The organism is Arthrobacter sp. SlRoot2-15 (assembly GCF_059739345.1).
Genome location: NZ_AP046058.1, coordinates 2,316,951 through 2,343,750 on the forward strand (window position 1 = coordinate 2,316,951; position 26,800 = coordinate 2,343,750).

The 26,800-nt window shown below is 69.8% G+C and carries 27 protein-coding genes; 18 read left to right on the top strand and 9 right to left on the bottom strand.

Going from position 1 to position 26,800, the window contains the following annotated elements; all coding sequences use genetic code 11:
- Positions 1–35: 35 nt before the first annotated feature.
- From AC6I9V_RS10620 to AC6I9V_RS10630, 3 genes are read left to right on the top strand one after another with little or no spacing between them, the layout of a single operon-like run.
- The gene (locus tag AC6I9V_RS10620; RefSeq protein ID WP_497899408.1) at positions 36–1,355 is read left to right on the top strand and encodes an MFS transporter; all 1,320 of its coding nucleotides are present in this window, start codon (positions 36–38) and stop codon (positions 1,353–1,355) included.
- Positions 1,352–2,629 (top strand): CaiB/BaiF CoA transferase family protein, encoded by a 1,278-nt coding sequence (locus AC6I9V_RS10625; protein ID WP_497899409.1) that lies wholly within the window; start codon positions 1,352–1,354, stop codon positions 2,627–2,629. Before AC6I9V_RS10620 ends, AC6I9V_RS10625 begins: the two co-directional genes overlap by 4 nt.
- On the top strand, positions 2,629–3,408 hold the full coding sequence (locus AC6I9V_RS10630) for an enoyl-CoA hydratase/isomerase family protein (protein WP_349414754.1): 780 nt from the start codon (positions 2,629–2,631) through the stop codon (positions 3,406–3,408). The genes AC6I9V_RS10625 and AC6I9V_RS10630 overlap by 1 nt, the downstream gene beginning before the upstream one ends.
- On the opposite strand, the gene AC6I9V_RS10635 is transcribed toward AC6I9V_RS10630, so the two are convergent.
- The 3 genes from AC6I9V_RS10635 to AC6I9V_RS10645 all read right to left on the bottom strand — a co-directional run bounded on the left by AC6I9V_RS10635 (position 3,396) and on the right by AC6I9V_RS10645 (position 6,310).
- Positions 3,396–3,647, bottom strand: coding sequence for a DUF2630 family protein (locus AC6I9V_RS10635; RefSeq protein WP_349414753.1), 252 nt, complete (start codon positions 3,645–3,647; stop codon positions 3,396–3,398). The genes AC6I9V_RS10630 and AC6I9V_RS10635 overlap by 13 nt on opposite strands.
- Positions 3,648–3,780: 133 nt before the next feature.
- Positions 3,781–5,607, bottom strand: coding sequence for a beta strand repeat-containing protein (locus tag AC6I9V_RS10640; protein ID WP_497899410.1), 1,827 nt, complete (start codon positions 5,605–5,607; stop codon positions 3,781–3,783).
- Between the two features lie 94 nt (positions 5,608–5,701).
- A complete protein-coding gene (locus AC6I9V_RS10645) occupies positions 5,702–6,310 on the bottom strand; it encodes a hypothetical protein (RefSeq protein ID WP_497899411.1) in 609 nt (202 codons plus the stop codon).
- Between the two features lie 533 nt (positions 6,311–6,843).
- On the opposite strand from AC6I9V_RS10645, the gene AC6I9V_RS10650 reads away from it, so the two are divergent.
- On the top strand, positions 6,844–7,410 hold the full coding sequence (locus tag AC6I9V_RS10650) for a type 1 glutamine amidotransferase domain-containing protein (RefSeq protein WP_497899412.1): 567 nt from the start codon (positions 6,844–6,846) through the stop codon (positions 7,408–7,410).
- Positions 7,411–7,601: 191 nt separating this feature from the next.
- Positions 7,602–8,015, top strand: coding sequence for a VOC family protein (locus AC6I9V_RS10655; protein WP_349414749.1), 414 nt, complete (start codon positions 7,602–7,604; stop codon positions 8,013–8,015).
- A gap of 60 nt (positions 8,016–8,075) precedes the next feature.
- Here the strand turns inward: AC6I9V_RS10655 and AC6I9V_RS10660 are convergent, their stop codons facing one another.
- A complete protein-coding gene (locus AC6I9V_RS10660) occupies positions 8,076–8,333 on the bottom strand; it encodes a hypothetical protein (protein ID WP_497899413.1) in 258 nt (85 codons plus the stop codon).
- A gap of 128 nt (positions 8,334–8,461) precedes the next feature.
- On the opposite strand from AC6I9V_RS10660, the gene AC6I9V_RS10665 reads away from it, so the two are divergent.
- Both AC6I9V_RS10665 and AC6I9V_RS10670 read left to right on the top strand, forming a co-directional pair.
- Entirely contained in the window at positions 8,462–9,259 is a 798-nt protein-coding gene (locus tag AC6I9V_RS10665; RefSeq protein WP_497899414.1) for an alpha/beta fold hydrolase, read from the top strand.
- Positions 9,256–9,975 carry an esterase/lipase family protein gene (locus AC6I9V_RS10670; RefSeq protein WP_497899415.1) on the top strand — a complete coding sequence of 240 codons (720 nt, stop codon included), beginning with the start codon at positions 9,256–9,258 and terminating at the stop codon, positions 9,973–9,975. Before AC6I9V_RS10665 ends, AC6I9V_RS10670 begins: the two co-directional genes overlap by 4 nt.
- Here AC6I9V_RS10670 and AC6I9V_RS10675 read toward each other — a convergent pair.
- Positions 9,972–10,706, bottom strand: coding sequence for a GAF and ANTAR domain-containing protein (locus tag AC6I9V_RS10675; protein WP_497899416.1), 735 nt, complete (start codon positions 10,704–10,706; stop codon positions 9,972–9,974). The two genes, AC6I9V_RS10670 and AC6I9V_RS10675, sit on opposite strands and share 4 nt — an antisense overlap.
- 256 nt (positions 10,707–10,962) lie before the next feature.
- Between AC6I9V_RS10675 and mgtA the strand changes: the two genes are divergently transcribed.
- The 3 genes from mgtA to AC6I9V_RS10690 all read left to right on the top strand — a co-directional run bounded on the left by mgtA (position 10,963) and on the right by AC6I9V_RS10690 (position 15,612).
- Positions 10,963–13,710 carry a magnesium-translocating P-type ATPase gene (gene mgtA, locus AC6I9V_RS10680; protein WP_497899417.1) on the top strand — a complete coding sequence of 916 codons (2,748 nt, stop codon included), beginning with the start codon at positions 10,963–10,965 and terminating at the stop codon, positions 13,708–13,710.
- Positions 13,711–13,845: 135 nt separating this feature from the next.
- Positions 13,846–15,195: a phosphoribosyltransferase family protein gene (locus tag AC6I9V_RS10685; protein ID WP_497899418.1), complete on the top strand. Its 1,350-nt coding sequence runs from the start codon at positions 13,846–13,848 to the stop codon at positions 15,193–15,195.
- A gap of 3 nt (positions 15,196–15,198) precedes the next feature.
- Complete coding sequence (locus AC6I9V_RS10690; RefSeq protein WP_497899419.1) at positions 15,199–15,612, top strand: DUF302 domain-containing protein; 414 nt, start codon at positions 15,199–15,201, stop codon at positions 15,610–15,612.
- A 7-nt stretch (positions 15,613–15,619) separates the two neighbouring features.
- Here the strand turns inward: AC6I9V_RS10690 and AC6I9V_RS10695 are convergent, their stop codons facing one another.
- From AC6I9V_RS10695 to AC6I9V_RS10705, 3 genes are all read right to left on the bottom strand, one after another.
- Complete coding sequence (locus tag AC6I9V_RS10695) at positions 15,620–16,309, bottom strand: hypothetical protein (RefSeq protein WP_497899420.1); 690 nt, start codon at positions 16,307–16,309, stop codon at positions 15,620–15,622.
- A 96-nt stretch (positions 16,310–16,405) separates the two neighbouring features.
- Positions 16,406–17,173, bottom strand: a complete 768-nt coding sequence (locus AC6I9V_RS10700) for an SRPBCC family protein (RefSeq protein WP_349414740.1) — start codon at positions 17,171–17,173, stop codon at positions 16,406–16,408.
- Complete coding sequence (locus tag AC6I9V_RS10705; protein WP_497899421.1) at positions 17,170–17,634, bottom strand: universal stress protein; 465 nt, start codon at positions 17,632–17,634, stop codon at positions 17,170–17,172. The genes AC6I9V_RS10700 and AC6I9V_RS10705 overlap by 4 nt, the downstream gene beginning before the upstream one ends.
- A 151-nt stretch (positions 17,635–17,785) precedes the next feature.
- Here AC6I9V_RS10705 and AC6I9V_RS10710 point away from each other — a divergent pair, with 151 nt between their 5' ends.
- Both AC6I9V_RS10710 and AC6I9V_RS10715 read left to right on the top strand, forming a co-directional pair.
- Positions 17,786–18,658 carry an NAD-dependent epimerase/dehydratase family protein gene (locus AC6I9V_RS10710; protein ID WP_497899422.1) on the top strand — a complete coding sequence of 291 codons (873 nt, stop codon included), beginning with the start codon at positions 17,786–17,788 and terminating at the stop codon, positions 18,656–18,658.
- Between the two features lie 42 nt (positions 18,659–18,700).
- On the top strand, positions 18,701–19,732 hold the full coding sequence (locus AC6I9V_RS10715; protein ID WP_497899423.1) for an aldo/keto reductase: 1,032 nt from the start codon (positions 18,701–18,703) through the stop codon (positions 19,730–19,732).
- An 84-nt stretch (positions 19,733–19,816) separates the two neighbouring features.
- Here AC6I9V_RS10715 and AC6I9V_RS10720 read toward each other — a convergent pair whose 3' ends face one another.
- Positions 19,817–20,557, bottom strand: coding sequence for a FadR/GntR family transcriptional regulator (locus AC6I9V_RS10720; protein ID WP_497899424.1), 741 nt, complete (start codon positions 20,555–20,557; stop codon positions 19,817–19,819).
- A 134-nt stretch (positions 20,558–20,691) separates the two neighbouring features.
- Between AC6I9V_RS10720 and AC6I9V_RS10725 the strand changes: the two genes are divergently transcribed.
- The 6 genes from AC6I9V_RS10725 to AC6I9V_RS10750 all read left to right on the top strand — a co-directional run bounded on the left by AC6I9V_RS10725 (position 20,692) and on the right by AC6I9V_RS10750 (position 26,797).
- Positions 20,692–21,981 (top strand): ABC transporter substrate-binding protein, encoded by a 1,290-nt coding sequence (locus tag AC6I9V_RS10725; protein ID WP_497899425.1) that lies wholly within the window; start codon positions 20,692–20,694, stop codon positions 21,979–21,981.
- A gap of 150 nt (positions 21,982–22,131) precedes the next feature.
- Positions 22,132–23,109: a carbohydrate ABC transporter permease gene (locus tag AC6I9V_RS10730; RefSeq protein WP_497899426.1), complete on the top strand. Its 978-nt coding sequence runs from the start codon at positions 22,132–22,134 to the stop codon at positions 23,107–23,109.
- On the top strand, positions 23,106–23,993 hold the full coding sequence (locus tag AC6I9V_RS10735; RefSeq protein WP_497899427.1) for a carbohydrate ABC transporter permease: 888 nt from the start codon (positions 23,106–23,108) through the stop codon (positions 23,991–23,993). The genes AC6I9V_RS10730 and AC6I9V_RS10735 overlap by 4 nt, the downstream gene beginning before the upstream one ends.
- A gap of 7 nt (positions 23,994–24,000) precedes the next feature.
- A complete protein-coding gene (dgoD, locus tag AC6I9V_RS10740; RefSeq protein WP_497899428.1) occupies positions 24,001–25,149 on the top strand; it encodes a galactonate dehydratase in 1,149 nt (382 codons plus the stop codon).
- A 5-nt stretch (positions 25,150–25,154) separates the two neighbouring features.
- Positions 25,155–25,829, top strand: a complete 675-nt coding sequence (locus AC6I9V_RS10745; RefSeq protein ID WP_497899429.1) for a bifunctional 4-hydroxy-2-oxoglutarate aldolase/2-dehydro-3-deoxy-phosphogluconate aldolase — start codon at positions 25,155–25,157, stop codon at positions 25,827–25,829.
- Positions 25,826–26,797 carry a sugar kinase gene (locus AC6I9V_RS10750; protein WP_497899430.1) on the top strand — a complete coding sequence of 324 codons (972 nt, stop codon included), beginning with the start codon at positions 25,826–25,828 and terminating at the stop codon, positions 26,795–26,797. Before AC6I9V_RS10745 ends, AC6I9V_RS10750 begins: the two co-directional genes overlap by 4 nt.
- Positions 26,798–26,800 lie beyond the last annotated feature (3 nt).

A 26,800-nucleotide genomic window follows, 5' to 3' on the forward strand; every position in this document is an offset into this window, starting at 1 on the left:
GCGCGAGCCCTCAACATCAATACAACGGAGTGATGATGACAACCCAAGCAGTGACCCGGGAGCAGGCGGCACGCCGCGCGACCATTGCCAGCGTCGTAGGCACCACCATCGAGTGGTACGACTTCTTCCTCTACGGCACCGCTGCCGCCCTGGTGTTCCCGCAGCTGTTCTTCCCCGGCCAGAACGCCTTCGCCGGCGTTCTCTTCGCCTTCGGCACCCAGTTCGTGGGCTTCGTGGCCCGCCCTGTCGGCGCGGCAATCTTCGGCCATTACGGGGACCGCATCGGCCGCAAGACGACCCTGATGGCCACCCTGTTCCTGATGGCCTTCGGCACCGTGCTGATCGGCTTCCTGCCCACCTACCAGGCAATCGGCGTCGCGGCTCCGATCCTGCTGACCCTGCTGCGGATCATCCAGGGCATCGGCGTCGGCGGCGAGTGGGGCGGCTCGGTGCTACTGAGCATGGAGTGGGGGCGCCGGGGACGCCGCGGTTTCTCCGCCAGCTGGCCGCAGATCGGCGTGCCGCTTGGCCTGGTCCTCTCGACCGGCGTTGTCCGCATCACCTCGGGGATCACGGGCACGGAAGGCTTTGCCTCCTTCGGCTGGCGTATTCCGTTCATCATCAGCATTCTGCTGATCGGCGTCGGCCTCTTCGTCCGCCTGCGTGTGATCGAGAGCCCGGACTTCGAGGCCGTCCGCAAGTCCAACAAGATTGTCCGGAACCCCCTGATCGAGGTCATCAAGCGACAGCCCAAGGAAATCCTGCTCTCTGCGCTGGTCCGCATGTCCGAACAGGCGCCGTTCTACCTCTTCATCACCTTCGTGATCACCTACGCCGTCAAGCACCTGCAGCTCAACAGCAACTCGATCCTGGATGACACGTTGATCGCGGCCGCCCTCGGCCTGGTGAGCGTGCCGCTCTTCGGCTGGCTCTCCGACAAGTTCGGCCGGCGCAAGGTGTATGGCGTGGGCATCGTGCTGACGGCCCTCTTCGCGTTCCCGTACTTCGCGATGCTGGACACCCGCGAGCCCTTCATCGTGGGTGTGGCGATCGTCGTGAGCCTGATCCTGCACGACATCCAGTACGGACCGCAGGCGGCGCTCATCGCGGAGAGCTTCGACGCGGACATCCGTTACACCGGCGCCGGCCTGGGGTACCAGCTGGCCAGCGTCGTGGCCGGCGGCCCCGCGCCACTGATCGCCGCCGCGCTGCTGGCCCAGTACGGCAATTCGACCGCGATCTCGCTGTACATCATCGCCTGCTGCGCCATCGCCATGCTGGCCCTGATCTTCCTGCCGAAGGCCGGCCACCGCTTCGAAGAAAGCCCTGAAATCAAGACGGAAGCAACTGTATGAGCCTGACGCATGCGGGCATCGCCCCTGACGAAACGGCAGGCGCCGATCCCCTGACGGCGCCGCAGCCGACGGACCCGGCCGGCGTGGCCGGACCGCTCAGGGACCTGCTGGTCCTCGACCTGAGCCGGATCCTCTCCGGACCCTTCGCCACCATGACCCTGGCAGACCTAGGGGCCGACGTCATCAAGATCGAACAGCCCGGACAAGGCGACGACACGCGGCAGTGGGGGCCGCCGTTCCAGGGCGAGGAAGCCGCCTACTTCCTCTCCGTGAACCGGAACAAGCGCAGCCTGGCGGTCAACCTCAAGTCACCCGAGGGCCTGGCCGCGGTCAGGCGCCTGGCCCTGAAGGCGGATGTGCTGGTCGAGAACTTCCGGCCTGGCACGGCGGCGAGGCTCGGTCTTGGGTACGAAGAGCTCTCGCGGGACAACCCCGGACTGGTCTACGCCTCGATCAGCGGCTACGGGCAGACGGGGCCGGACGCCCTCCGGCCGGGGTACGACGCGATCGCCCAGGCGCGCAGCGGCATCATGAGCGTCACCGGTGAGGCAGACGGGCCGCCGGTACGGGTAGGAGTCAGCAGTGCCGACCTTGTTGCCGGAATGTGGGCGACCATCGGTGTGCTTGCCGCGCTGCATGAGAAGCAGCGCACGGGGAACGGACAGTGGGTGGACATCAGCCTGCTCGACGGATCCGTCTCCTGGCTGACCTACGTCTCCAGCGGCTACTTCGCAAGCGGCGATATCCCCACGCGCTACGGCTCGGCCCATCCGACGATCGCCCCCTACCAGGCGTTCCCCACCTCGGACGGCTTCGTCATGGTCGCCGTAGGCAACGACGGGCTGTGGCGGCGCTTCGCCGCGGCCCTCGGCGACCAGGGACTCGCGGACGACCCGAACTACGCCACCAACCCCTCCCGGGTGGCGCACCGGGACACCCTGATTCCCAGGATTGAGGCGGTCCTGCGCACGCGCAGCGCCGAGGATTGGGTGCGGATCCTGGACCAGGCCGGCGTCCCGGTGGGCCCGATCCAGACCGTCGACCAGGCCCTGGCCGACCCGCAGGTCCGGGCCCGGGGCATGGTGGCCGAACTGGACCACCCTACAGTAGGGCCAATGAAGGTGGTGGGCTGCCCGGTGCGCCTCACGCGCACCCCGGCGTCCGTGCGCACGGCGCCACCGCTTCTGGGCCAGCACACCGACGAAGTCCTGGCCAGTCTTGGCCTCGATCAGCTTTCGATCGCCGGGCTCCGGCGCGCGGGTGCTGTCCAGTGATGGCGGGGCAGCAGACCATGGAAGCCGTGTCCGTCGAGCACTCGGGGCCGGTGGCCACCATCACGGTGGGAAGCGGGGAGCGCTTCAACGCGATGGGGGCGGCCGAATGGCGCTCGCTCGGGGAAGCCGCCCGGTCACTGGCTGCGCAGGAGGTGCACGCCGTCGTTATCCGTGGCCGCGGCGGCACCTTCTGCTCGGGCTCGGACCTGCGGGAATGGGAACACTCCGCCGCCGTGGACGTGCAAGAGATCTTCGCGACGATCGAGTGGGCCTTGCAGGCGGTCGAGGCCCTGCCCATGCCGACCGTTGCAGTCGTCGAGGGTGCCGCGACCGGGGCGGGCTGCCAGTTGGCCTTGGCCTGCGACTTGCAGCTGATGGCCGAATCGGCCCGGATCGGCATGCCGATCGCCCGCCTCGGAATCCTGGTCCCGCCCTCATTTGCGAACAGGATCAGCCTGCGGATCGGGCCCTCCCGCACCAAGGACCTGTTCTACCGGGGCACCCTGCTGCGGGCGCCGGAAGCACACACCATGGGCCTGGTCAGCTCCTGCGTGGCGGACCACAAGGCCGAGCCTGAGCTTGCTGAGCTGCTCGCGCTCTGGGAGAGCCTCTCCGCGGCTTCGCTCCGGGCCGCCAAAGCCGCGGTAGACACCGGCCTCGGACCGCTGTCCCAGCCCGCGCGCGACTTGCCAGTGGGCCCGGCAACGGACCCGGCCGAGTTTGGCTGGCGGGTCGGGGCGTTCCTGCACCGCAAGAGCCACCCGGCTCAGCCGTTGTAGCCCTCTACCTGCGTGACGGGACGTGCCTCCGCGTCGTCCGGGTTTTCGCCATATTGTTTCTTGGCCCTCCGCTGCCGCAGCAGGTCCCAGCACTGGTCCAGGTCCTCCTCGAGCTGCCGGAGCCGGAGCCGGTCCGGGACGTGGTCATGGCCGGCACTTGCGGACTCTGCCCGTTCCCGGAGCTCTCGTTCCTCCTCCACCAGCGAGGTGATGCGCTCGAGGATGTCCTGTTCGTCCATGGTGTCCTACTTCCTGCGTTCCTGAAGCAACGGGTACCCGCCAGCGTAATCACGGCCGACACCGCTGACCAGAGGCCGGCAGGAGGGCCCGCCCCGCGGCGGTCCCGCCTGCCTGCCTCCTGGCCGCCCGGGCCTAGGCGGACCGGCGCCGCAGCTTCAGCAGGGCTCCTCCGCACAGGAGAGCCAAGGCAGCGAGATTAGCCCAGTTATTCGCGCCCAAGATGGCGGTGCCGGTTCCGGCGGCATTGAGCTGTGCGGCCTGACCGGTGGAGGCGAACCCCACGGTCTGGGCAGTGCACTGCGCGGCGGCGGCCGTGCCTGGGCCTGACGCGCCACCCCAGGCGTGGCCGCCGGAGTGGTTGCCCGGCGGGGTGGCCGTTTCGTCAGCCCCGGCCGCCGGGGCTCCGGTGCCGGCCGCGGAACCACCAAGCAGCCAGGCCGACGTCGCACCAGTCACCGGGGCGGTGACTGGTGCGGTGACCTGGGTGCCGGACGCGGTTCCTTGTCCGCCGGTGCCGTGCCCTTCGGTGCCGACCGACGGCGCCCAAGCGCCGGATCCGCCGGTCGTTCCCGGGCTGGTCCCGCCGGTGGTGGCGGCGGAGTCGCCGAGCAGCCCGATCGACGTGGCCCCGAGGGTTACCGGTGCGGTGACGGGGGCGGTGGCCTGGGTGCCGGAGGCTAGGCCGTCGATGCCGGAGGTGGTGTTCCCGCCGGTGCTGCTGGCCGGCGCCGCGGGGTTGGTTCCGCCGTTGGTGCTCCCGCGGGTGGTGGCGGCGGAGTCGCCGAGCAGCCCGATCGACGTCGCCCCTAGGGTTACCGGTGCGGTGATGGGTGCGATGACCTGGGTGCCGGAGGCGGCACCGTCGTTGCCGGAGGTGGTGTTCCCGCCGGTGCTGCTGGCCGGCGCCGCGGGGTTGGTCCCGCCGTTGGTGGCGGCGGAGTCGCCGAGCAGCCCGATCGACGTCGCCCCGAGGGTTACCGGTGCGGTGACGGGGGCAGTGGCCTGGGTGCCGGAGGCGGCACCGTCGATGCCGGAGGTGGTGTTCCCGCCGGTGCTGTTGGCCGGCGCCGCGGGGTTGGTCCCGCCGGTGGTGGCGGTTGAGTCGCCGAGCAGCCCGATCGACGTCGCCCCGAGGGTCACCGGAGCGGTGACTGGTGCGGTGGCCTGGGTGCCGGAGGCGGCACCGTCGCTGCCGGAGGTGGTGTTCCCGCCGGTGCTGTTGGCCGCTGCCGGGGTGGTGGCCGCGGTGCTCCCGCCGGTGGTGGCGGTTGAGTCGCCGAGCAGCCCGATCGACGTCGCCCCGAGGGTTACCGGTGCGGTGACTGGTGCGGTGGCCTGGGTGCCGGAGGCGGCACCGTCGTTGCCGGAGGTGGTGTTCCCGCCGGTGCTGTTGGCCGGCGCCGCGGGGTTGGTCCCGCCGGTGGTGGCGGTTGAGTCGCCGAGCAGCCCGATCGACGTCGCCCCGAGGGTTACCGGTGCGGTGACGGGGGCGGTGGCCTGGGTGCCGGAGGCGGCACCGTCGATGCCGGAGGTGGTGTTCCCGCCGGTGCTGTTGGCCGCTGCCGGGGTGGTGGCCGCGGTGCTCCCACCGTTGTTAGCGGTGGAGTCGCCGAGCAGCCCGATCGACGTCGCCCCGAGGGTTACTGGAGCGGTGACTGGTGCGGTGGCCTGGGTGCCGGAGACGGTACCGTCGCTGCCGGAGGTGGTGCTCCCGCCGGTGCTGCTGGCCGGCGCCGCGGGGTTGGTCCCGCCGTTGGTGGCGGCGGAGTCGCCGAGCAGCCCGATCGACGTCGCCCCGAGGGTCACCGGTGCGGTGACGGGTGCGATGACCTGGGTGCCGGAGGCGAGGCCGTCGCTGCCGGAAGTCGTGTCCGCCGCACTGGCGACTGAGGTTCCGAGTGCCAGCAGTCCGCCGGCAAAGAGGGTGCCGAGCAGCCCTCTGCGCAAGTTGGTATGCATGATGTTTTCTCCTGAAGCTGTTGGTGTTGCGGGCTGCCAGGACGGCAGTCCGATTCGGCCGTGGCCCGCCCGTTGCAGGGCAGGCAGGCGCCAACTAATCGGGAGAGGATCCGGGGTCGAAGGACACCGGTTCGGGAGCGGCCTGGAGCGGGTGGCGGGTCTCGCACATGCCCGGGGGCGGCCGGAGCTCGAAGGCTGTGGTCTCAGCGGCGGCACACGATCCCGGACCGGACCCAGGCTGGCTGCTCGCCGCGCCGGAACCCGGGATGGCGGGGACTGCGCCGGGGACTTCGTCAGCGGGGAGGTCGTTCGCCGGCTCCCGGGCCTCGCTAGAGGCGCCCGGGCCCCAGGCGCTGGGCAGCGCCTGGTGTCGCGAAGCAGTGGGCGTGGCGCCGGATTCCGGCGGCGCGATTCCGGCGGCGGTAGCGGCGCCGGGGGAACCCGGGGACGCGGTCGCAGCCTCAACCGGGTCCGCGGCGGGTGGTGCGGGCGCGGGCGCCGCGGGCAGCAGGGCGGGGGCCGTCGGCAGCGACGAAACGCCCGTCAGTGCGTCGGTGATCGGGTCTACTAAAGGTCCCGAACCGGGCACGAGCCCGGACACGACGGGGATGACTGTCCGGACCGCACCCGCTGCCGTGTCGGCCACGAGTTCTACGGCAGGGGAGGCCACATCCCTCAGTGCGCTCGACGGAACGTGCGTCACGGCGGGAATTGAGGCGGCAACCGGGTCAACAGAGCGGGGGAGGACGCGTAAAACCGGGGACAACAGCCCAGAGCTGTCGCCCCCGGAATCTGATGGCGGCGATTGGGGCGCGGCCGGCGGTGCCAGCGGTGCCGCAACGGAGAGCGCCGAGACGCCGGCGAGTTCGTCCTGGGAGGCGCCGGTCTCCGCGCTCGCGCTTGTCGCGGAAAGGGCCAACCACACTGCCGCCGCCGCACCGGCCAGCAGCACGGGTCGCAAATGGCGCGAGGCGCGTCCGGAAAGTCGTTCGTTCTTCACGTGCAACACCCCCCAGGTGCGGCGCAGTAATCGAGACGATGAGTTCGGCAACTTCCGTCACCCTAGCCACACCCGCAATCGGAAGTCCAGAGCTACGGCGAGAATTCCCCAATATGATCAGCTTGCTTATTATTTTCCCGGTTCCTAAAGTTGAAGGGGTAAGGCACCAAGATCGCCGCGGGGGACTTGGCCGGCCCGACGGCCGGCAACACCTCGCGCTGGCCCCAGGAGGACACATGTCGGAGCACACCATTGCAGGCAAAAAGGTCGCGTTTCTGCTGACGGACGGCGTCGAAGAGATCGAGCTGACCAGCCCGTGGAACGCCGTCAAGGAAGCCGGTGGCGAGCCCACCCTGGTGGCGCCCAAGGGCGGAAAGCTGCAGGGCTACGAAGGCACCGAAAAGGGAGAGACCTTCGACGTCGACCTCGCCGTTGACCAGGCCAGGGCCTCCGACTTCGACGCCCTGGTGATCCCCGGCGGCGTCGTCAACGCCGACCATCTCCGGATCCACAAGGGCGCCCAGGGCTTCGTCCGCGGATTCTTCGAACAGCACAAGCCGGTGGCCTCGATCTGCCACGGCCCCTGGCTGCTGATCGACGCCGGCGTCGTCAGCGGGCGGAAGGTGACCTCGTACCCCACGTTGCAGACCGACCTGAAGAACGCAGGCGCCCACTGGAGCGACGAGGAAGTGGTGGTGGATCAGGGGCTCGTCACCAGCCGGAACCCGCACGACCTGCCGGCGTTCAACAGCAAGCTGCTGGAAGAAATCGCCGAAGGCGAGCACGGCGGCCAGACCGCCTAGGCCGAGCGCCGCCCGCCGAGCGCCGCCCGGCGGGATCCGCCGGTACCGGGCCGGGCTGGCCGGCTGTCCGTGCCGGAGCCGGGCCTATGAACTGTGCCCGATTTCCGGCAGGATATGCCCTGTAAGCCGCGCCGGAGCGGCGGCGGCCGTCTGCCCGCTCCCTCGCCACCAGCCATCAAGGAGTCCCGGATATGACCACCCTCAATCCCTACCTTGGCTTCCGCGACAACGCGAAGGATGCCATGACCTTCTACCAGTCTGTGTTCGGCGGGGAGCTGAACATGAGCACCTTCGCCGAATTCCAGGCGAGTCAGGACCCTGCCGAGCAGGACAAGATCATGCACGCCATGCTGACAAGCGACAAGGGGATGGTGCTGATGGGGGCCGACACGCCGAACAGCATGGACTACACCCCCGGCAACAACTTCTCGGTATCCCTCAGCGGCACCGACGAGGCGGAGTTGCGCGGCTACTGGGACAAACTGTCCGACGGCGGCACGGTCAGCATGCCGCTGGAGAAGGCCCCTTGGGGCGACACCTTCGGCATGTGCAAGGACAAGTTCGGCGTGGACTGGCTCGTCAACATCGCGCCGGCCGCCGGCTAGCGATCAGCCGCCGGCCGGGCACCCCGCGGCAGGGGTGCCCGGCCGGCGTCTCGCCTTGGCTCAGTCGGGGCTGGTGTCCGTGGTGAGGCCGCGGTCGTCTGCGGTCTTTTCGTCCTGTTCTTCGGCCGGTCCGGGCACTTTATTCGCGTCGCCTTCGCCGGGGGCGTGGCCCTCCGCGGCGCCCGCTGGTGCGCCCGACGTCGGCGCCGCGGCGCCCGTGCCGCCGCCGGCGCTGCCGGGGTCGCGCGGAACGGGCGTCCCGTCCTCTTCCACCCCGTCGCTGACGATGTCTTCCGGGTCGGTCGGTGTGCTGCTCATGCGTTCCTCCGATGCTGGCCTGCGGGACGTCCGCCCCGGATGTTCCACCCAAGGTACAGGGGGTGCCGGGCTTTGTCAGTATGCTTACTAGACGCTGATCCAAGGCGCCGAACAGAAACGAGACCATCATGAGCAGGCCCGTGCGCATCGAGGTTGAGGCCGCGGGACACCTGGGCCACGTCTTCGCCTCCCGGCGGCCGGCAGGCGCGGCAGGGGCACCCGCCGTCGTCCTGATCCACGGAATCGGCGCCTCGCACCGTTACCTGCAGCGCCTTCACAAGCTGCTCGCGGAATCTGTGGACACCTTCTCGATCGACCTGCCGGGGTTCGGTGCCACCCCCAGGCCGGCGCACACGCTCAGCGTGGCGGAATACGCCACCTACATCCTCGGTGCCCTCGAGCAGCTTGGCGTGCTGGAGTTCGTGGTGGTCGGGCACTCGATGGGCACGCAGTTCGCGGTCGAAGCGGCGCGGCAGCACCCGTCGCGGATCCCGCACGTGGTGCTGATGGGTCCGGTGGTCAACGACCGGCGGCGCACCGTGGCGCAACAGGCCCTGGCGCTCGGCCGCGACTGCCTGTTCTTCGAGAGTCCGTCCTCCAACGCGCTGGTCTTCACCGACTACCTCCGCTGCGGACCCAGCTGGTACCTCAAGAACCTGCCGGTCATGATGGACTACCCGATCGATGAAAGGATCGGCGGCGTCACGGCTCCCGTGCTCGTGCTGCGCGGCGCGAACGACCCCGTTGCGCCGGCGGACTGGTGCCGCCGGCTGGCTGCCCACGCAGCCTCCGCAACATTCCTTGAAATCGAGGGAACCGGGCATGTGGTCCAGCACAACCGGGCCGTCCAGGTCGCCGACTCCATCCTCGGCTTCACCGGCGTCGCGGCTTCCGGAAGCGAAACCGCCCAGAGGTCTACCCCGTGAGTTCGGTGCTCCGGCTCGCCGCCTGGTGGGCCCTGGACTACGCCTACGCCGCCGGCCGGCAGCTGCGCAGCGCGGTCTCCCGGGTGGGCCCCGACGAGTTCCTCAGCGGCGCCGGCCGGCCCGTCGTCGTCATCCCCGGCATCTTTGAGGACTGGCGCTTTATGCTGCCGCTGATCCGGGAGCTGCACGGAGCCGGGCATCCCGTGCACGTGGTGACGGTGCTACAGCGCAACCGGCTTGCCGTCCCCAAAGCGGCGGCCCTGATTGCCGGCTACCTCCGCGATCGGGACCTGCGGGACACCCTGATCGTGGCCCACAGTAAGGGCGGACTGATCGGCAAGTACGTGATGATGTCGCTGGATCCGGAGCGGCGGATCACTAGGATGGTCGCCGTCGGATCCCCGTTCTCGGGCTCGCGGTACGCGGGTTACATGCTTCTGCCGAGCCTGCGGGCCCTGTCCCCGCGCAGCGCGGTCACCCTCCAGCTCTCCCGCGAACAACGCGTCAACGAGCGGATTACCTCCGTCTACGGGCTCTTCGACCCGCACATCCCGGAGGGCAGTGTGCTCCCCGGCGCCCGGAACGTGCCGCTGGACACGGGCGGGCACTTCCGGATTCTCGCCCATCAGGTCACCATCAGCACTGTCCTGGCGGAGGCGGCGGCGCCGGCGCCCCGGGTGACTGCAACACCGCAGGCCGCCGGCCCGGAGGGCTAATCCTCGAAGTGGGTCCGTGCCGGCCCGTGGCCCAGGGCGTCAACAATCGCCGCGGCAACGGTGTGCAGCTTGACATTGCGGGTGCTGGACGCCGCCTTGAGCAGCTCGAACGCCTCGGCCTGGCTGCAGCGGTTCTGCGCCATGATGATGCCGATCGCGACGTCGATCGCGGTGCGGGTCTCCAGCGTCGCCTTGAGGTTGACCGCCGTCTCGCTGAAGTGCGCGAACCGCACGGCCAACCCGAGCGCCATGGTCGTCTGGCTCACGAAGATGCTCGCCAGCTGCTGGGCCCGATCGTCGAAGCGGTGCGGCCGGTGCGAATACAGATTGAGCGCCGCCCGGGTTTCGCCGTCGAGCAGGAAGGGGACGGCCAGGATGGAGCGCATGCCGTGCTCCCGGACCCTGGCGGCGGACTGGGGCCAGCGCGGGTCAGCATCCAGGTCGGCAATGTGCACCGTGACCTGTTCCCGGGAGGCGGTCACGCAGGGGCCGTCGCCGAAGCCGTACTGAATCTCGTCCATGGCCTGCGCCGCTGCGCTGCTGCTGGCGACGGTGGCCGCCTTCCGCTGCCGGAGCAGGGTGATCCCGCACAGGATTTCATCACCGGGCTCGGACAGGCTGCGGGCCGAAACCCTGGCTAACTCGCCGAGGAATTCCTCCACGTCGGCACTGTTCAACACGAGCTGGTGCAGGTGCTGGTTGATCGATGTTGCGGTTGACTCGCTTACCACTATTCCTTGATGCCGTTTCGCTCGAACCGAATCGAACCGGCCAGGCGCGGCGCACCACAGCGAGGAAGGGGGCGGTGGTAGCGGCAGCGAAGCCGGATCGAATAACTATCCAACGGCCTTCTGCTAAACCGTACCGAAAAGAGATTATATACGGGACTTTGCCGGCGTTTCACCTGCCCTTCACCCCTGCCAAATGACTCCACGCCGCCGCCGACGTAGTCTTAGCCGTACCTCGAGGTATCCGGACGGAATCTGTATGCCACAGCTAGACACCCGGGAGGCCGCCTCCCGGCCCCTGACCATCGCCGACGCCGCCCGGACCGACGCGGCCACGGTACTTGCCCGCCTGGGGTCTGCCGCGGGCGGGCTCGCCCAGGCGGAGGCCGAGGAACGGCTCGCCACGCTGGGTCCGAACGCGGTCCGCACCCACGAGGCAAGCGGCTGGTCGGTGCTGGGGCGGCAGTTCCGCAGCCCCATCCTGATCCTCCTGCTCATCACCGCCGGGCTCTCGCTCTTTCTCGGGGACGCCACCAACTCGATCGTGATCGGCGTGATCCTGCTCGTCAGCGTCGGTCTCGGCTTCAGCAACGAATTCCGGGCCGAACGGGCGGCCGAGGCCCTGCATTCGCGGGTCACGCACACCGCCGTCGTACTCCGGGACGGGACCGCGCGCGAGGTGGACGTCACCGCCCTAGTGCCCGGCGACGTCGTGCAGCTGGGACTCGGCGCCATCATCCCGGCGGACCTGCGGCTGTTGTCCGTCAAGGACCTGCTCTGCGACGAGAGCATCCTGACCGGAGAGTCGCTGCCGGTGGGGAAGGATCCCGCCCCGGTGGCCGGCGGGGCCGCGCTGGGCGACCTGACATCCTGCCTGTTTATGGGAACCGTGATCCAGTCCGGCAGCTGCACCGGGGTGGTGGTGGCCACCGGGGGCCGGGCGGAATTCGGCCGGATCGCGCTCGGCCTGGGCGAGCGGCAGCCGCAGACCGAGTTCCAGCTCGGGCTCAAGCGCTTCTCCTTCCTGCTGCTTCAGGTCGCCATCGGGCTGACCTCGCTCATCTTCGTCGCAAACCTGCTGCTCCAGCGCCCGGTGATCGAGTCGCTGCTGTTCTCCCTGGCCATCGCCGTCGGGATCACCCCGCAGCTGCTGCCCGCCGTCGTCAGCACCAGCCTCGCCACCGGCACCCGGCAGCTGGCCAAACGCAGGGTGCTGGTCAAGCGGCTGGTCTGCATCGAGGACCTCGGAGACATGGACATCCTGGTCACGGACAAGACCGGGACCCTGACGGAGGGCCGGATCAGCTTCACCGCGGCCCTGCCGGTGGCCGGCGGCGTGTCCGCGGAGCAGCTGTTCACGCTGGGGCTGCTCGCCACCGAGGCGGACTACACGGAGGCGAAGAAGTCCGTGGTCGGGCAGAACCCGCTGGACGCCGCACTCTGGGAGTCCCCGCAGGCCGCGGCGTTCGAACCCGCCCGCTTCGAACGGCTCGACGTGATCGATTTCGACCACCAGCGACGGCGGACCAGTGTGCTGGTCCGCGACGCCGGCGGCCCCGCCCGGATCATCACCAAAGGCTCGCCGGAGGATGTGCTGGCGCTGTGCGGCGCCACGCCGGCCGCGGTGCAGGCCCTGCTGGATGAACAGTTCGACGCCGGTTCCCGGGTGGTGGCCGTGGCGTCCAGGAACGCGGCCGGGCTGGAGGACATGTCACCGGCCGACGAGAGAGACCTGGACCTGGCCGGGTTCCTGGTCTTCCTCGACAAGCCCAAGGCCAATGCACGGGAGTCCCTGGACCGGCTCGAGGCGCTGGGCATCACGGTCAAGATCGCCACCGGGGACAACGCCAAGGTGGCGGAGCGGGTCTGCGACGAGCTCGGGGTGCTTTCCGGCGGGACCATCACCGGGTCTGAGGCGGAGGCAATGTCCGATCCGGAGCTCAGCGCCGCCGCCCGCGAGGCCAGCATCTTCGCCCGGGTCTCCCCGGAGCAGAAGGCCCGGATCATCCGGCTGCTGCGCCAGAGCGGCGGAGCGGTCGGGTTCATGGGCGACGGCGTGAACGATGCGCTCGCGCTGCACCAGGCCGACATCGGCATCTCCGTGGACAGTGCCTCGGACGTCGCCAAGGACGCCGCCGACGTCGTGCTCCTCGACAAAGACCTCGGGGTGCTGGCCGACGGCGTCATGGAGGGCCGGCGGATCTTCGCCAACACAATCAAGTACGTGCTGATGGGCACCTCCAGCAACTTCGGCAACATGTTCAGCGCGGCGACGGCGTCCGTGGTGCTCAGCTTCCTGCCGATGCTGCCCGGACAAATCCTGCTCAACAACCTGCTCTACGACACCGGCCAGCTGGCCATCCCCGGCGACCGGGTGGACAGGGAACAGCTGCTGGCCCCGGCCCACTGGAACATCGCGTTCATCCGGCGCTTTATGTTCCTCTTTGGCCCGATCAGCTCGGTCTTCGACTTCGCGACGTTCGCCCTGATGCTGTTCGTCTTCGACGCCGTCCCGGGGGAGTTCCGGGCGGGCTGGTTCATCGAATCCATCGCCACTCAGACGCTGATCATCTTCGCCATCCGGACCCGCCGGGTACCGTTCCTGCGCAGCCGGCCCTCCCTCGGACTGCTCTGCGCCGCGCTGGGGGTGGTTGCCCTGGGCGTCTACCTTCCGCTGTCCCCGCTGGCCGCCGTGCTGGGCTTCGACCCGCTGCCGGTGCCCTTCTTCCTGGCCCTGCTGGGCATGACCGTGGTGTACCTGGTGCTGGTGGAGATCGCCAAGCAATGGTTCTTCTCCCGCGCCGCCCAGCAGCCCGCCGTGCCGGTGCTGCCGCGGGTCCGCCGCCGGGGCAAGGACCACCACGTGGCTCGGCGCGCGGCACGTTTCAGCACCCCGGACGCCGCCACCCGGCATGCCCGCCGGGCCCCGCTGGCACCCCGGCGGGGGAGGGGCACCCGGCGGAAACGAAACCGGGTACAAGGGCCCTCACATCCCCGGAACTCCTGACGGATAGTGGGAGAAAGCGGCCACGCTGCTCCGATGCCCACGCTGCTCCGGTGCCCAGCCTCCTCCGATGCCCAGCCCGCGGAGCGCATCCCAGGACGGGCCCGTCGGCCGGCGCCCGATTGGAAAGCCAAGACAATGAGCATTTTTGAAGACAGGGTCGACGCCGGGCGGCAGCTGGGGCGGCGTCTGGCGGACCTTCGCGGCAAGGACCTGGTGGTCCTTGGCCTTCCGCGCGGCGGGGTTCCGGTGGCGTTCGAGGTTGCCGCCGCGCTGGATGCACCCCTGGACGTGATCGTCGTTCGCAAGCTCGGGCTGCCGTACCAGCCGGAGCTGGCCATGGGGGCGATCGGCGAGGGCGGGGCCCGGGTCCTCGAGGAGCATGTGCTGGCCCAGGCCAGGGTCAGTGAGGCGGAACTGCAGGCCGTCGAGGACCATGAGCGGGCCGTGCTGGAAAACCGCGTGGCACGGTTCCGGAAGGGCCGCACCCGCCAGGACCTGACCGGTCGCATCGCCGTGATCGTCGACGACGGCATCGCCACCGGGTCGACCGCCCGGGTCGCCTGCCGGATCGCCCGCAAACTGGGGGCCGCGCGGGTGATCCTGGCGGTGCCTGTCGCCCCGGCCGACACCCTCGCGGGCCTGAGCGAACCCGATGAAGTGGTCTGCCTCGCCACGCCCCGGCAGTTTTCCGCCGTCGGCTACCACTACCGCGACTTCTCGCCCACCGAGGACGACGAGGTGATCCAGTTGCTCGACGCCGCCGCACGGCGGCTGAAGGACTCGCCGCCTCCGGCCGGCACGTCGGCGGTCACCGAGGATCCAATGGAGTTCGATGAAGAGGTGGAGATTCCGTCCCGGGGAGTGCGGCTGCAGGGCCAGCTCCACCTGCCGGTGCCTGCCCGCGCCGTGGTGGTTTTTGCCCACGGGAGCGGGAGCAGCCGGCACAGCCCGCGGAACCGGTTTGTGGCCAGTGTGCTGCAGCGCGCCGGCCTGGGCACGCTGCTGCTGGACCTGCTCACGCCGGCGGAGGAACGCAACCGCGCCAACGTCTTCGACATCGAGCTGCTGGCACGCAGGCTGTCCTCGGCCACCGACTGGCTGGCCACCCGCGCGGACACCGCGTCAAGTGCGGTCGGCTACTTCGGCGCGAGCACCGGGGCGGGGGCCGCGCTGTGGTCCGCGTCCGAACCCTCCGCCCGGGTGGCCGCCGTCGTATCCCGCGGCGGACGCCCCGACCTCGCCGGTCCGCGGCTCTCCGCGGTGCGGGCGCCGACGCTGCTGATCGTGGGAAGCTTCGACTATGAGGTGCTGGAGCTGAACCGCAAGGCCAAGGCCATGATGCGGTGCCCCAACCAGCTGGCCGTGGTCCAGGGCGCCACCCATCTTTTCGAGGAACCCGGGACATTGGCCGCGGCGGCCATACTGGCCCGGGACTGGTTTACCAGGTACCTTTTGCCCGAGACCGTACCGTCCCACAAGGAGTGAACCATGACCTACACCTACACCGCTGCCGTCCCGCTCGGCTGGGCGGATGCCGTCGAGAAGACCCGCGCCGCCCTGGCGGGCCAGGGCTTCGGGGTCCTGTCCGAGATCAACGTCCGCGACACCTTTGCGGCCAAGCTCGGCGAGGACGCGGCACAGGCCCTGGGCGACTACGTGATCCTGGGGGCCTGCAACCCGCAGCTGGCCAGCCGGGCCCTGGCGGCCGAACCGGAGATGGGGGCCCTGCTGCCGTGCAACGTGGTGGTTCGGCGAGCTCCGGGCGCGGCGGAAACGACCGTGGACGTGATCGACCCGCAGACCATGGTGCAGCTCAGCGGCAGCCCGGCAGTCCGGGAGGTGGCGGACGACGCCGGCACCCGGCTCCGCGCCGTCGTGGCCCAGCTGGCGGCGGACAACTAGGGGGCTCCTAGGCGCCGTGCACCTTGTGAGTGCCGCCCCGGCGGGCCCGGTAGGCGTAGACCAGCAGGGCGATCCCGCCGAGGATCATGCCGGCGGGGACGGCGAAGTCCAGGGCAATGAGCGCCGCCGTGGCCTGCAGGGCGAAAATTGCGCCCAGCACGCCGAGGGCTGCGGCTGGAATCAACGGCCACTTCATCCGGTCCTGGTGCTCTGACGGTCCGTCGGACAGCCGCACCCGGACCAGGGACAGCAGACCGAACGTTGCCGCCAGGCCCAGGAAAAGGACGGCGGCGACGGCGGTGCCGGGCAGCCCCGGCGGGAGGGCCACAATGACTGCCAGTGTGGCCATCACCCCGCACGGGATCAGGGCCCACCAGTTGCCCCGTTCGCGCAGGTAGACCGCGGCAAAACCGGCCGCCATAAACAGGAAAAGGTAGGCCCCGCCGCCGTCGCCCGGGGAGAGCTGCGCGGCGGTGATGACCGCGGCCAGGCCCAGGAACACCGAGCCCGGGATGGCCGCCCACCAGTTCTCCCGGCTGCGGACGAACAGGGACACGAACACCAGCCCCACCGCGGTGAAAATCAGCGGCGGCAGGAACGCTGCGATTTTGAAGATGCCGAGCAGGTCCAGCAGCAGTAGGCCGCCGACCGTCATCAGGACAATGCCCGCGAGAATACTTGTCTTTGCCGATTTCACCGTTGTCCTCCCGGAATCCGGCGGGCGGCCTCGCCGCTCTGTTAACTCAGGCTATGACGCCCCGGGGAGGCGCCGTAGGGCACAAAGCCCCCGCCCTCAGCGTCCCCGGCGGCGCCTGCTGCGCGGGCGGCGGCGCTCGACACGGGCGCGGATGCCCAGCAGCATCCTGCGCTCCATCAGGAACTGCAACGGCTCAAGCACGACCCGCAGCGGAATGCCCAGCGGCAGCGGCGAGTAGTCATAGCGGGTCCGCGCCAGCAGCCGGGTGCTGCGGGAGCCGAGGGGCTGCAGGACAAAGGTCCAGCCAACTTCCAGCCGGGGACCGCTCACACGCCGTCGGTCCCACGCGCCATCCCCGGCAGGCTGCCCGGTGCGCGGGTCCAGGGTGCCGCCCAGGGCCAGCACCGTCTCGGGTTCGAGCCGCCGGACCGGAATGCCGCCGCTGGCGGACAGTGGAATGATGTCGCCGACGGCGAGCTGCTGGAACTCCGGGTGGATCCGGTCGGCGCTGTGCATGCCGAGGCCCGCCGCGTTCTCGAGGGCGTCGTAGCTGTACATCCCGCCGCGGCCGGCCCCGAGTTGGACGAGCCACGGCCACACGGCCGACGGCGGGGCGGCGATGCTGACGGCCCGCGTGCTCTGTAGCCGGGGCGTTGGTACCAGTTCATCGCCCGCCAGCGGGCCAGCGGCTTCCTGCGAGGTCGCGCCCCAGTTCAGCAGGCGCGGCCGGACGGCGAGGACGTAGCCCGCGGCCGCGGCCGCGGCGCCAAGCGCCGCCAGCGGACCCTTCCATCCGGCCGGTCGCTTCCATCCGGCGGGCCGCTGCGCGCGGGACGCGGCGCGGCCGATCCGGCCTGAGCTCATGCGCCCGGCTGGCCTTCGCGGGACTCCTGGCCCACCACCAGCACCGGGCAGTGGGCGTGGGCCGCGCAGGCGCCGCTGACCGAACCCATGACCTGCGCGAGGAAGCCGCCTTGTCCGCGCCGGCCGACCACCAGCAGCTGGGCATCCTTGCTCTCGTCGATCAGCACCTTGGCCGGCGGCCCGAATTTGACCTGCCGGGTGAGCCGCTCCGGGCGTGCGTCCCCGAAGGCCCTCTCCAGGGACTGCTCCACGAGGCGCTTCGCGGTTTCCTCAAGCTCTTCGGTGGAGGCGGTGCGCTCCTCCGGCAGGTGGGATGCGAGGAAGAAATCCGAGGTGCCCAGGCAGGTGATGACCTCCAGCGGGGCGTTCAGGCCGGCGGCCATGCGTCCGGCGAGCCGGAGCGCCGTCGTCGAAAATTCCGAGCCGTCCACGCCCACGACTATCCGCTGATCTCCGCTCATGGCACCCACCTTTCCGGGTCGACCCGGCAGCGCCTAGGGCCAAAGGTCACCGCGGTCTGCGGAGGGTCCGTGGGCCGCCGGGGGTGCGCCGCGGCCGTCGGCCGTTCTAGGGTGGGGGGAACGCAGGCAGCCGACCACCGAGGAGACCCTGATGAAAATTGCAGTGACCGGAGGAAGCGGAAAGCTCGGCAGGAACGTGGTCCGCAGGCTCACCGACGACGGCCACGAGGTCACCAACCTGGACCAGGCGGGCGAGCGGGAGCACGGATTCACCCGCGTGGACCTGCGCGACTACGGTCAGGTGCTGGACGTCATCCTGGGCCTGGACGACCGGCACGCCGGGTTGGACGCGATCGTGCACCTGGCGGCCATCCCGGCCCCGGGCCTCGCCCCGGACGCGGCGACGTTCGAGAACAACATGCAGGCCACCTACAACGTTTTCCAGGCAGCACGCCGCGCCGGCATCAAGAAAATCGTCTACGCCTCCAGCGAGACGGTGCTGGGCCTGCCGTTCGACGTCGATCCGCCCTACCTGCCGGTGGACGAGGAGTACCCGGCCCGGCCGGAGAGCACCTACTCGCTGGTCAAACACCTCGAGGAGCAGATGGCGATCCAGCTCACCCGCTGGGACCCGGCGCTGAGCATCACCGGGCTGCGGTTCTCCAACGTGATGGATCCGGAGGACTACGAGGAGTTCCCCTCCTTCGACCACGACGCCCGGCTGCGCAAATGGAACCTCTGGGGCTACATCGACGGCCGCGACGGCGCGCAGGCCGTGGCGCGGGCGCTGGAGCACAGCACGCCCGGCTTCGAGGCCTTCATCGTCGCCAACGCGGACACTGTGATGAGCCGGCCCAGCAGCGAGCTGGCCGCCGAGGTGTTCCCCAACGTCGAGGTGGTCAGGGAACTCGGCGAACACGAGACCCTGCTTTCGATCGAGAAGGCCAAACGGCTCCTCGGCTACGCCCCGGAGCACAGCTGGCGCAACTACCACTCGCTGCGCACGACGCCGACAGAGGACTGAGGCGCAGACCCACCCCGACCGACCCAACCACTGAGGAGTTCCATGCAATACCGCACCTTGGGCAACAGCGGCGCCGTTGTCTCCAACTACGCGCTGGGCACCATGACCTTCGGCGCCGAGGCGAGCGAGGAGCAGTCCCGCGCCATCCTGGACGCCTACTTCGAGGCCGGCGGCAACTTCATCGACACCGCCGACGTTTACAGCTCCGGGGTGTCGGAGGAAATCATCGGCCGGTGGCTGGCCGACCGGGCCGAGCTCCGGGACCGGGCTGTTGTGGCCACGAAGGGGCGCTTCCCGATGGGGCACGCACCCAACGACGTCGGGACCTCCCGCCGTCACCTGGGCCGGGCGCTGGATGACTCGCTGCGCCGGCTCGGCGTCGAGCAAATCGACCTCTACCAGCTGCACGCCTGGGACCCGGTGACTCCACTGGAGGAGACGCTCCGGTTCCTGCATGACGCCGTCAGTAGCGGCAAGATCGCCTACTACGGCTTCTCCAACTTCCTGGGCTGGCAGCTGACCAAGGCCGTCCACGTGGCCAAGGCGCAAGGCTGGAGCGCCCCCGTGACACTGCAGCCGCAGTACAGCCTGCTGGTCCGCGAGATCGAGTCGGAAATCGTCCCGGCCTCGCTCGACGCCGGTATCGGGCTGCTGCCCTGGTCCCCGTTGGGCGGCGGATGGCTGTCCGGCAAGTACAAGCGCGACCAGCCGCCCGCCGGCGCCACCCGGCTCGGTGAAAACCCCAAGCGCGGGATGGAGGCGTGGGAGGCCCGCAACGGTGACCCGCGGACCTGGGACATCATTGACGAGGTGCAGGAAACGGCGGCCCGGCATGGCGTCAGCGCCTCCCAGGTGGCGCTGGCTTGGCTCGCGGACCGGCCGGCGGTCACCTCGGTGATCCTGGGCGCGCGGAGCACCGAGCAGCTCGCGGACAACCTGGCGGCAGCGGACCTCCGGCTCACCGATGCGGAGACGGATCGGCTGACCGAGGTCAGCCGGCCCCGCGTCGGCGTGTATCCGTACGGGCCCATGGCCCAGGAACAGCGCAGCCGGAAGCTCGAGGGCGGCCGCTAAGGGAACATCGCGGGGTCACTTCGAGCCCATCCAGCTGCCCCACATGGGCCGTAACTGACTGTGAGGATTGTGGTGGGACGGGGGTCAGTGGGCGGCGCGGTCGTGGTGGTGGCTGGACCAGATGTCGCCGATCTCCTCGGTGGACTGTTCCACGATCCTGCGCATGGCCGCGTGGGCGGCGTCCATCTCGCCGCGCTGGATGGCGCTGGCCACCTCCACGTGCAGCTGGAGCGCCTCATGCTGCGGCAGGTGCGGCATCAGCCCGTGCTCCGTCCGGCCGGTGAGGACCTCGGCGACGAGGTTGTGCAGCTGGGAGAACATCGGGTTGCCGGAGGCCCGGAGCACGGCGGCGTGGAACGCGATGTCCAGCCGCAGGAACTCGTCCTGGTCGCCGCGCTGGCCCGCCGCCCAGAGCCGCGCGGCCTGCGCGACGAGGTCGCTGCCGGTGTCCCAGGAGGCCCGCTCGGCGGCCAGCCGGGCGGCCTGCGGTTCGATTGCGCCCCGCAGTTCGTTCAGGGCGCGCAGCTGGTCCACCCGCCGGGAGGAGGCCAGCCGCCAGCGGATCACCTGCGGGTCGTACAGGTTCCAGGACTCCTCCGGCTGCACCACGGTGCCCAGCCGGCGCCGGGATTCCAGCATGCCCATGGAGGCGAGCACCCGGGTGGCTTCCCGCACCACGGAACGGGACACGCTGTGCTGGGCCTCCAGCTCGTCCAGTCGGAGGATCGAGTGCGGCGCCAGGCTCCCCTCGGCAATGGCGAGCCCCAGGGTCTGGACGAGCACGGAGTGCAGGTCAGCTGAAGACTCCGCCTTTGGGGTTTGCATGAATAAATCATACGGGTGGGCGCAAGGGGTTGTTTAAGTCTGCTTTATTTCTCTAAGATCGCTCCAGAGCAGATGTAAAGATGCATCCGCGGGTGGCTGGAAGTTGATCCGGCCCTGAAGACAAGGGAGTCGTAATGAAGCGGCGTTCAATTGTGAAGTACGCGGCCGTAGCCGCGGCGCTGTCGCTCGGCCTGACCGCCTGCGGCGGCGGCAGCGGCGATGCCAAGGCCGCCGGCACGGTGCGGGTCACGCTGGCCAACCACGTGTGGACCGAGGGCATCAAGGCAGCCATTCCGGAATTCGAAAAGGCCACTGGCCTCAAGGTCGAGCTCACCCAGCTCGGCGAGGACCAGCTCTCGGACCAGTACAACGTCAAGCTCAACGCCGGCAGCGACGAAATCGACGTCATGATGTACCGCCCGCTCCAGGAGGGCAAGGCGTTCGCGAAGAACGGCTACCTCGCCGACCTGACGTCCAAGGTCTCCTCGGACGCCAGCTGGGATTGGAAGGACTACCAGGAGGGCCCGGTCAAGGCCTCCACCGTGGACGGCAAGGTGGTCGGCGTTCCGATCATCACCGAACGCGAGGTGCTCTACTACCGCAAGGACCTGCTGCAGGCAGCCGGCGTCGCGGTCCCCAAGACCATGGACGAGCTGCAGGCAGCCGCCAAGAAGATCTCGGAATCCACCCCGGAGACCGCCGGCTTCGTGGCCCGTACCGGCAAGTCCGCCGCGGTCACCCAGTTCTCCAGCTTCCTCTACAGCTTCGGCGGCGACTTCACCGACGGCAGCGGCAAGTCCGCCGTCGGCAGCGACGCCGCGAAGAAGGCGTACTCCTTCTACGGCGGCCTGATCAAGAACTACGGCCCGAAGAACGTCAGCACCGACATGAGCTGGCCCGAGGCGATGGCCATCTTCACCCAGGGCAAGGCCGCCTTCTACACCGAGGCAGACTCGCTGTACAAGAACGCCACCGATCCGGCCAAGTCCAAGGTCGCCGACAAGGTCGGTTTCGCCGCCCTGCCCGCCGGCCCGGCCGGTTCCAAGCCGTACAACATCCCGTCCTGGGGCCTCGCCGTGAACAAGGCCTCCGGCAACCAGGACAACGCCTGGAAGTTCATCCAGTGGGCCACCAGCAAGGACCGCACCCTGCAGGCCCAGAAGGCCGGCGTTCCCGGCCCGCGTGCCTCGGTCTGGGCTGACCCGGCGGGTACCTCCACCTACCCGAAGGACCTGGCTGAGGCCATCGCGGCCAGCGCCAAGAACGGCGTCGGCCACGACCGTCCCGAGGTTGTCACCGTGGGCAAGGCCCGCGAAATCGTCGGCGCCCCGATCGTTGCCACCATCACCGGTGCCGATTCCTCGGCCGCGGCCGACTCGGCCCACGACGCCTTCCAGAAGTTCCTGGACAGCGAAAAGAAGTAGCGCCCCGGCGGTCCGCGCCTGATGCCTGGTGCCCAATGCCAGGCGCCGGGCGCGAACCATCCACGCACACCGCCGCGGCGGGACGGCTGCCGAGCCGCCGTCCCGCCGCGGCCATGCTCTGAACTTCACCCCCAACTCCTTAGGTGAACCATGTCTGTACTGAACACCTCCCGCGGCGACACCGCCCGTGACACCGCGGCCGGGTCCGGCCGCGCCGCGGCCCCCACGCCCGGCCCGCGGAAGAATTTCTCCGCCTGGGCCAACCGGCACCGCAAGTGGCTCTTCGCCGCACCGGCGATGATCTTCGTCGGCGTGTTGATCGTTTTCCCGCTCGCGTGGACGCTCTACCTGAGCCTCACCGACTCACAGGGCTCGGTCCGCGCCGCCTCCGAGTTCGTCGGCCTCGAGAACTACCTCACGGTGCTTTCCGACGTCGAACGGTTCTGGCCCGCCGTCGGCCGCACGCTGAGCTTTACCGGCGTCGCGCTGGCCTGCGAAGTTGTTCTGGGCATGGGCATCGCCCTGCTGTTGTGGCGGCCCTTCCGCGGCGAAAAATGGGTGCGCGTCGCCATCCTGCTGCCGCTGGTCGCCACCCCCGTGGCCGTCGGCATGATGTGGCGGCTGATCTTTGACCCCAACATCGGCTTCGTCAACCAGCTCCTCGGCATGATCGGCATCCCCCCGCAGCCGTGGCTCTCCGGCCAGGACAGCGCCCTGGGCACCACGATCTTCATGGACATCTGGCAGTGGACCCCCATGGTGGTCCTGATCCTGCTCGCCGGCCTGACCTCGCTCTCCGAGGAACCGGACGAAGCCGCCCGGATGGACGGCGCCAATGCCTTCCAGCGCTTCTTCTTCATCACCCTGCCACTCATGATGCCGACCGTGATCGTCGCCATCCTGCTGCGCGGCATCGATGCCCTGAAGACCTTCGACATCCTCTACGCCACCAAGGGCAAGGGCGGCGGGTCCTTCCACGAGGTGGAAACCCTCAACGTCTACGCCTACGGCCTGAGCTTCGACTACAACCAGTACGGGCTCTCCTCCGCGGTGCTGATCCTGTTCTTCATGATCATCATCGGCACCATGTGGCTGCTGACCATGCGCAAGAAAGCGGTAAGCAAATGACCGTCCTGAACCAGACCACCGAAAACACCACGGCCGCCCGGCCCGCGCCCGCTCCACGCCGCCGCAAGCCGCTGGCTACCCGCGCCTACAAGGTGTTCCGGGTTGTCGCGCTGATCGCCGTCGTGCTGTTCCTGATCGCCCCGCTGTTCTGGATGCTGCTGGCCTCCTTCAAGACCAACGTGGACATCTACGACACGGCCAAGTCGTTCGTCTTCACCCCCACCGGCGAGAACTACGCCAACGTGCTGCAGCGCAACAACTACTTCGTCTTCATCTTCAACAGCTTCTGGGTGGCGTTCGTCTCCACCGCGCTGTCCCTGGTCCTCGGCGTCCCGGCGGCCTACGCGATGAGCCGCTTCACCATGCACCGCTCGGCCCTGGTGGTCCTGATGGCCCGCGTCATCCCCGGCGTCTCGCTGCTGGTGCCCTGGTACTACGTCTTCTCCAACCTGAAGATGGTGGGCGGCTTCGAGGTCCTCATCCTCAGCCACATGTTCGTGGCACTGCCGCTGATCGTGTACATCATGATGAGCTACTTCGACTCGCTGCCGCTGGAGCTGGAGGAATCGGCCCAGGTGGACGGGCTCACCCCGATCGGCGCGTTCCGGCGCATCACGATGCCGCTGTCCGTCTCCGGCATCGCCACCGCCGGCATCCTGTCCTTCATCTTCTCCTGGAACAACTTCATGTTCGCCCTGGTGCTCTCCGGTTCCAAGACCAAGACCCTGCCGGTGGCGATCTTCGACTTCGTCTCTTACGCCAGCATCGACTGGGGCGGGCTGATGGCCGCCGCCACGGTGGTCACCATCCCGATCATGATCATTGCGCTCTTCACGCAGAAATACATCGTCTCCGGCCTCACCGCCGGCGCGACCAAGGGCTAGGCCACCGATGACACGCATCAGCAGGATTGAAACCTTTCTCGTCGCCCCGCGCTGGCTCTTCGTCCGGATCGAAACCGAGAGCGGGATCGTCGGCTGGGGCGAGGCCAGCTGCGAGGGCCGCAGCGAAACGGTCCGCACCGCCGTCGACCAGCTCTCCGAACTGCTCATCGGCAACGACGCGCTGCGGATCGAGGACCACTGGCAGGTCATGACCAAGGGCTCCTTCTACCGCGGCGGCCCCATCCTGGCCAGCGCCGTTTCGGGACTGGACCAGGCCCTCTGGGACATCGCCGGCAAGCACTTCAACACCCCCGTGCACCAGCTCCTGGGCGGCCACGTCCGCGACCGGATCCGGATGTACGGCTGGGTGGGCGGCGACGAGCCCAACGAGGTGGCGGACCAGATCAGCGCCCAGTTGGAGGTCGGTCTCACCGCCGTCAAGATGAACGCCAGCGGCCGGATGAGCCCCGTCGCCTCCGTCGCCGAGCTCGACGGCGTCGTCCGCCGGGTCGCGGCCGCCCGCGAGGTGCTGGGGGACCACCGCGACGTCGCGGTCGACTTCCACGGCCGCTTCAGCCTGGCCAACGCCCGCCGGGTGGCACCGCTGCTGGAGCCGTACCGGCCGTTCTTCCTCGAAGAACCCGTGGTCCCGGAGAACACGCACCTGCTGCGCGAATTCACCTCCTCCACCACGACGCCGGTCTCCACCGGCGAGCGGCTATACAGCCGGCAGGAATTCCTGCCCGCACTGCAGGCCGGCATCGCCGTGGCCCAGCCGGACCTCTCGCACGCCGGCGGCATCACCGAGGTCCGCAAGATCGCCTCGCTCGCCGAAATCTACGAGGTTCAGCTGGCCCCGCACTGCCCGCTGGGACCGCTGGCCCTGGCCGCCTGCCTGCAGGTGGGCTTCGCCACCCCCAACTTCCTGATCCAGGAACAAAGCATCGGCATCCACTACAACCAGGGCGCCGAAGTCCTGGACTACGTGGTGGACAAAACCCCGCTGAAATTCGTCGACGGGCACATCGAGCGCCTCACCGGCCCCGGCCTCGGCATCGAGATCGACGAGGCCGTGGTCCGGGCCGCGGACAAGCGCGGCCACGCCTGGCGCGGGCCCGTCTGGCGCCACCCCGACGGCGCCTTCGCAGAATGGTGAACAACATGGCATCCCAGCCCACCCCCGAGGACCTGCTCGCCGGGATCCGCGAGGCCCGCCTCGTGGCGATTGTGCGCGGTACCGACGGCGGAGCCGCCGCCAAGGCCGCCCTCGCGGCCATGGAGGAAGGCTTCCGCTACGTCGAAATCGCCCTGACCACCCCGGACGCGCTCGCCGCCATCCGCGCGGTCCGTGCCGCCGCCCCCGCCGGGTGCTTCGTCGGAGCCGGCACCGTCCTTACCGCCGCGGACGTGGCGGAGGTGGCCGAGGCCGGCGGCCAGTTTATGGTGACGCCCTCACTGGCGAGTTCCATCCAGGAATCCGCACGCCTCGGCATCCCCGTCCTGGCCGGCGCACTGACCCCCAGCGAGGCCTACGAGGCGATGAACCGCGGCGCCACCGCGGTGAAACTTTTCCCCGCCTCAATCGGCGGCCCCGGCTACCTCAAGGCACTCCGCGATCCTTTCCCCGGCATCCCGTTCATCGCGGTGGGCGGCGTCGGGCTGGACCAGGCGGACGGTTACTGGAACGCCGGCGCGGTCGCCGTCGGACTCGGCGGGCCGCTGTTCGGCGACGCCGGCTCGGGCGGCGACCTTGCCCCGGTGCGCGAGCGGGCCCGGGCGTTCGTGGGCCTGGCCGCCGGCTACGGCCGGGGAAGCGCCGCGGAGCCTGCGCGGTGAGCGTGGACCTGCTCACCGTCGGCGAATCGATGGTCTCGCTGCGCTCGGCGGGGCCGCTGTCCGCCGGCGGCAGCCTGGCCGTGCACGTGGCCGGGGCGGAATCCAATGTCGCCGTCGGCGTCGCCCGGCTGGGGCACAGCGTGGCCTGGGCCGGCGTCGTGGGCGCGGACCCGCACGGCGAATTCATCCTGCGGCAGCTGCGGAGCGAGGGCCTGGCAGTGCACCACCGCGTGGATGCCGCCCGCGCCACCGGGGTGATGTTCCTGGAGCGGCGCACCGCGGACATCAGCCGCGCCTACTATTACCGCGCCGGGTCCGCGGGCTCCACGATCAGCCGCGGGGACGTGGACCGGGCCTTCGCCACCGGCCCCAGGGTCCTGCACCTGACCGGCATCACCGCCGCCCTCAGCCCGGAAGCCCGGCGCGCCGTCGAATACGCGGCCGCACGCGGCGCGGCCGAGGGCCTGGTGGTCTCCCTCGACGTCAACTACCGCAGCAAACTCTGGTCCCGCGACGAGGCCCGCGCCGTCCTCACCCCGCTCGCCCGGCACGCCACCGTCCTGGTGGCCTCCGACGACGAACTCGGCCTCGTCGCCGACGGCGGCGCCGCCGCCGGAACGGACGCGGACGCCGCCGAACTGGCCATGGCCGCCGAGCTGCTGGACCGCGGCGTGCGGGAGGTGGTGGTCAAACGCGGCGCCGCCGGCGCCGGGGTGCACACCGCCGCCGGCCGCCGCGAGGCACCCGCCGTCCCCGTGACCAGCATCGACACCGTCGGGGCCGGGGACGCCTTCACCGCCGGCTACCTGTCGGCCCTGCTCGACGGCGGCGACGTCGCCGAGCGCCTGCGCCGCGGCACCCTTGCCGGCGCCTTCGCGGTCAGCACCGCCGGCGACTGCGAGGGCCTGCCCAGCGCCGCGGAACTCGCGCTGCTGGGCACCGCCCCGGACGGCAGCACGCAGCGCTAACAC

Bases quoted from the DNA above. Each gene is read 5' to 3' on its own strand.
- AC6I9V_RS10725 (WP_497899425.1), top strand. From the start codon at position 20,692: ATGAAGCGGCGTTCAATTGTGAAGTACGCGGCCGTAGCCGCGGCGCTG.
- AC6I9V_RS10730 (WP_497899426.1), top strand. From the start codon at position 22,132: ATGTCTGTACTGAACACCTCCCGCGGCGACACCGCCCGTGACACCGCG.
- AC6I9V_RS10720 (WP_497899424.1), bottom strand. From the start codon at position 20,557: ATGCAAACCCCAAAGGCGGAGTCTTCAGCTGACCTGCACTCCGTGCTC.
- mgtA (WP_497899417.1), top strand. From the start codon at position 10,963: ATGCCACAGCTAGACACCCGGGAGGCCGCCTCCCGGCCCCTGACCATC.
- AC6I9V_RS10660 (WP_497899413.1), bottom strand. From the start codon at position 8,333: ATGAGCAGCACACCGACCGACCCGGAAGACATCGTCAGCGACGGGGTG.
- AC6I9V_RS10650 (WP_497899412.1), top strand. From the start codon at position 6,844: ATGTCGGAGCACACCATTGCAGGCAAAAAGGTCGCGTTTCTGCTGACG.
- AC6I9V_RS10630 (WP_349414754.1), top strand. From the start codon at position 2,629: ATGGCGGGGCAGCAGACCATGGAAGCCGTGTCCGTCGAGCACTCGGGG.
- AC6I9V_RS10745 (WP_497899429.1), top strand. From the start codon at position 25,155: ATGGCATCCCAGCCCACCCCCGAGGACCTGCTCGCCGGGATCCGCGAG.
- AC6I9V_RS10620 (WP_497899408.1), top strand. From the start codon at position 36: ATGACAACCCAAGCAGTGACCCGGGAGCAGGCGGCACGCCGCGCGACC.
- AC6I9V_RS10700 (WP_349414740.1), bottom strand. From the start codon at position 17,173: ATGAGCTCAGGCCGGATCGGCCGCGCCGCGTCCCGCGCGCAGCGGCCC.
- dgoD (WP_497899428.1), top strand. From the start codon at position 24,001: ATGACACGCATCAGCAGGATTGAAACCTTTCTCGTCGCCCCGCGCTGG.
- AC6I9V_RS10735 (WP_497899427.1), top strand. From the start codon at position 23,106: ATGACCGTCCTGAACCAGACCACCGAAAACACCACGGCCGCCCGGCCC.
- AC6I9V_RS10715 (WP_497899423.1), top strand. From the start codon at position 18,701: ATGCAATACCGCACCTTGGGCAACAGCGGCGCCGTTGTCTCCAACTAC.
- AC6I9V_RS10655 (WP_349414749.1), top strand. From the start codon at position 7,602: ATGACCACCCTCAATCCCTACCTTGGCTTCCGCGACAACGCGAAGGAT.
- AC6I9V_RS10710 (WP_497899422.1), top strand. From the start codon at position 17,786: ATGAAAATTGCAGTGACCGGAGGAAGCGGAAAGCTCGGCAGGAACGTG.
- AC6I9V_RS10705 (WP_497899421.1), bottom strand. From the start codon at position 17,634: ATGAGCGGAGATCAGCGGATAGTCGTGGGCGTGGACGGCTCGGAATTT.
- AC6I9V_RS10625 (WP_497899409.1), top strand. From the start codon at position 1,352: ATGAGCCTGACGCATGCGGGCATCGCCCCTGACGAAACGGCAGGCGCC.
- AC6I9V_RS10640 (WP_497899410.1), bottom strand. From the start codon at position 5,607: ATGCATACCAACTTGCGCAGAGGGCTGCTCGGCACCCTCTTTGCCGGC.
- AC6I9V_RS10665 (WP_497899414.1), top strand. From the start codon at position 8,462: ATGAGCAGGCCCGTGCGCATCGAGGTTGAGGCCGCGGGACACCTGGGC.
- AC6I9V_RS10685 (WP_497899418.1), top strand. From the start codon at position 13,846: ATGAGCATTTTTGAAGACAGGGTCGACGCCGGGCGGCAGCTGGGGCGG.
- AC6I9V_RS10690 (WP_497899419.1), top strand. From the start codon at position 15,199: ATGACCTACACCTACACCGCTGCCGTCCCGCTCGGCTGGGCGGATGCC.
- AC6I9V_RS10635 (WP_349414753.1), bottom strand. From the start codon at position 3,647: ATGGACGAACAGGACATCCTCGAGCGCATCACCTCGCTGGTGGAGGAG.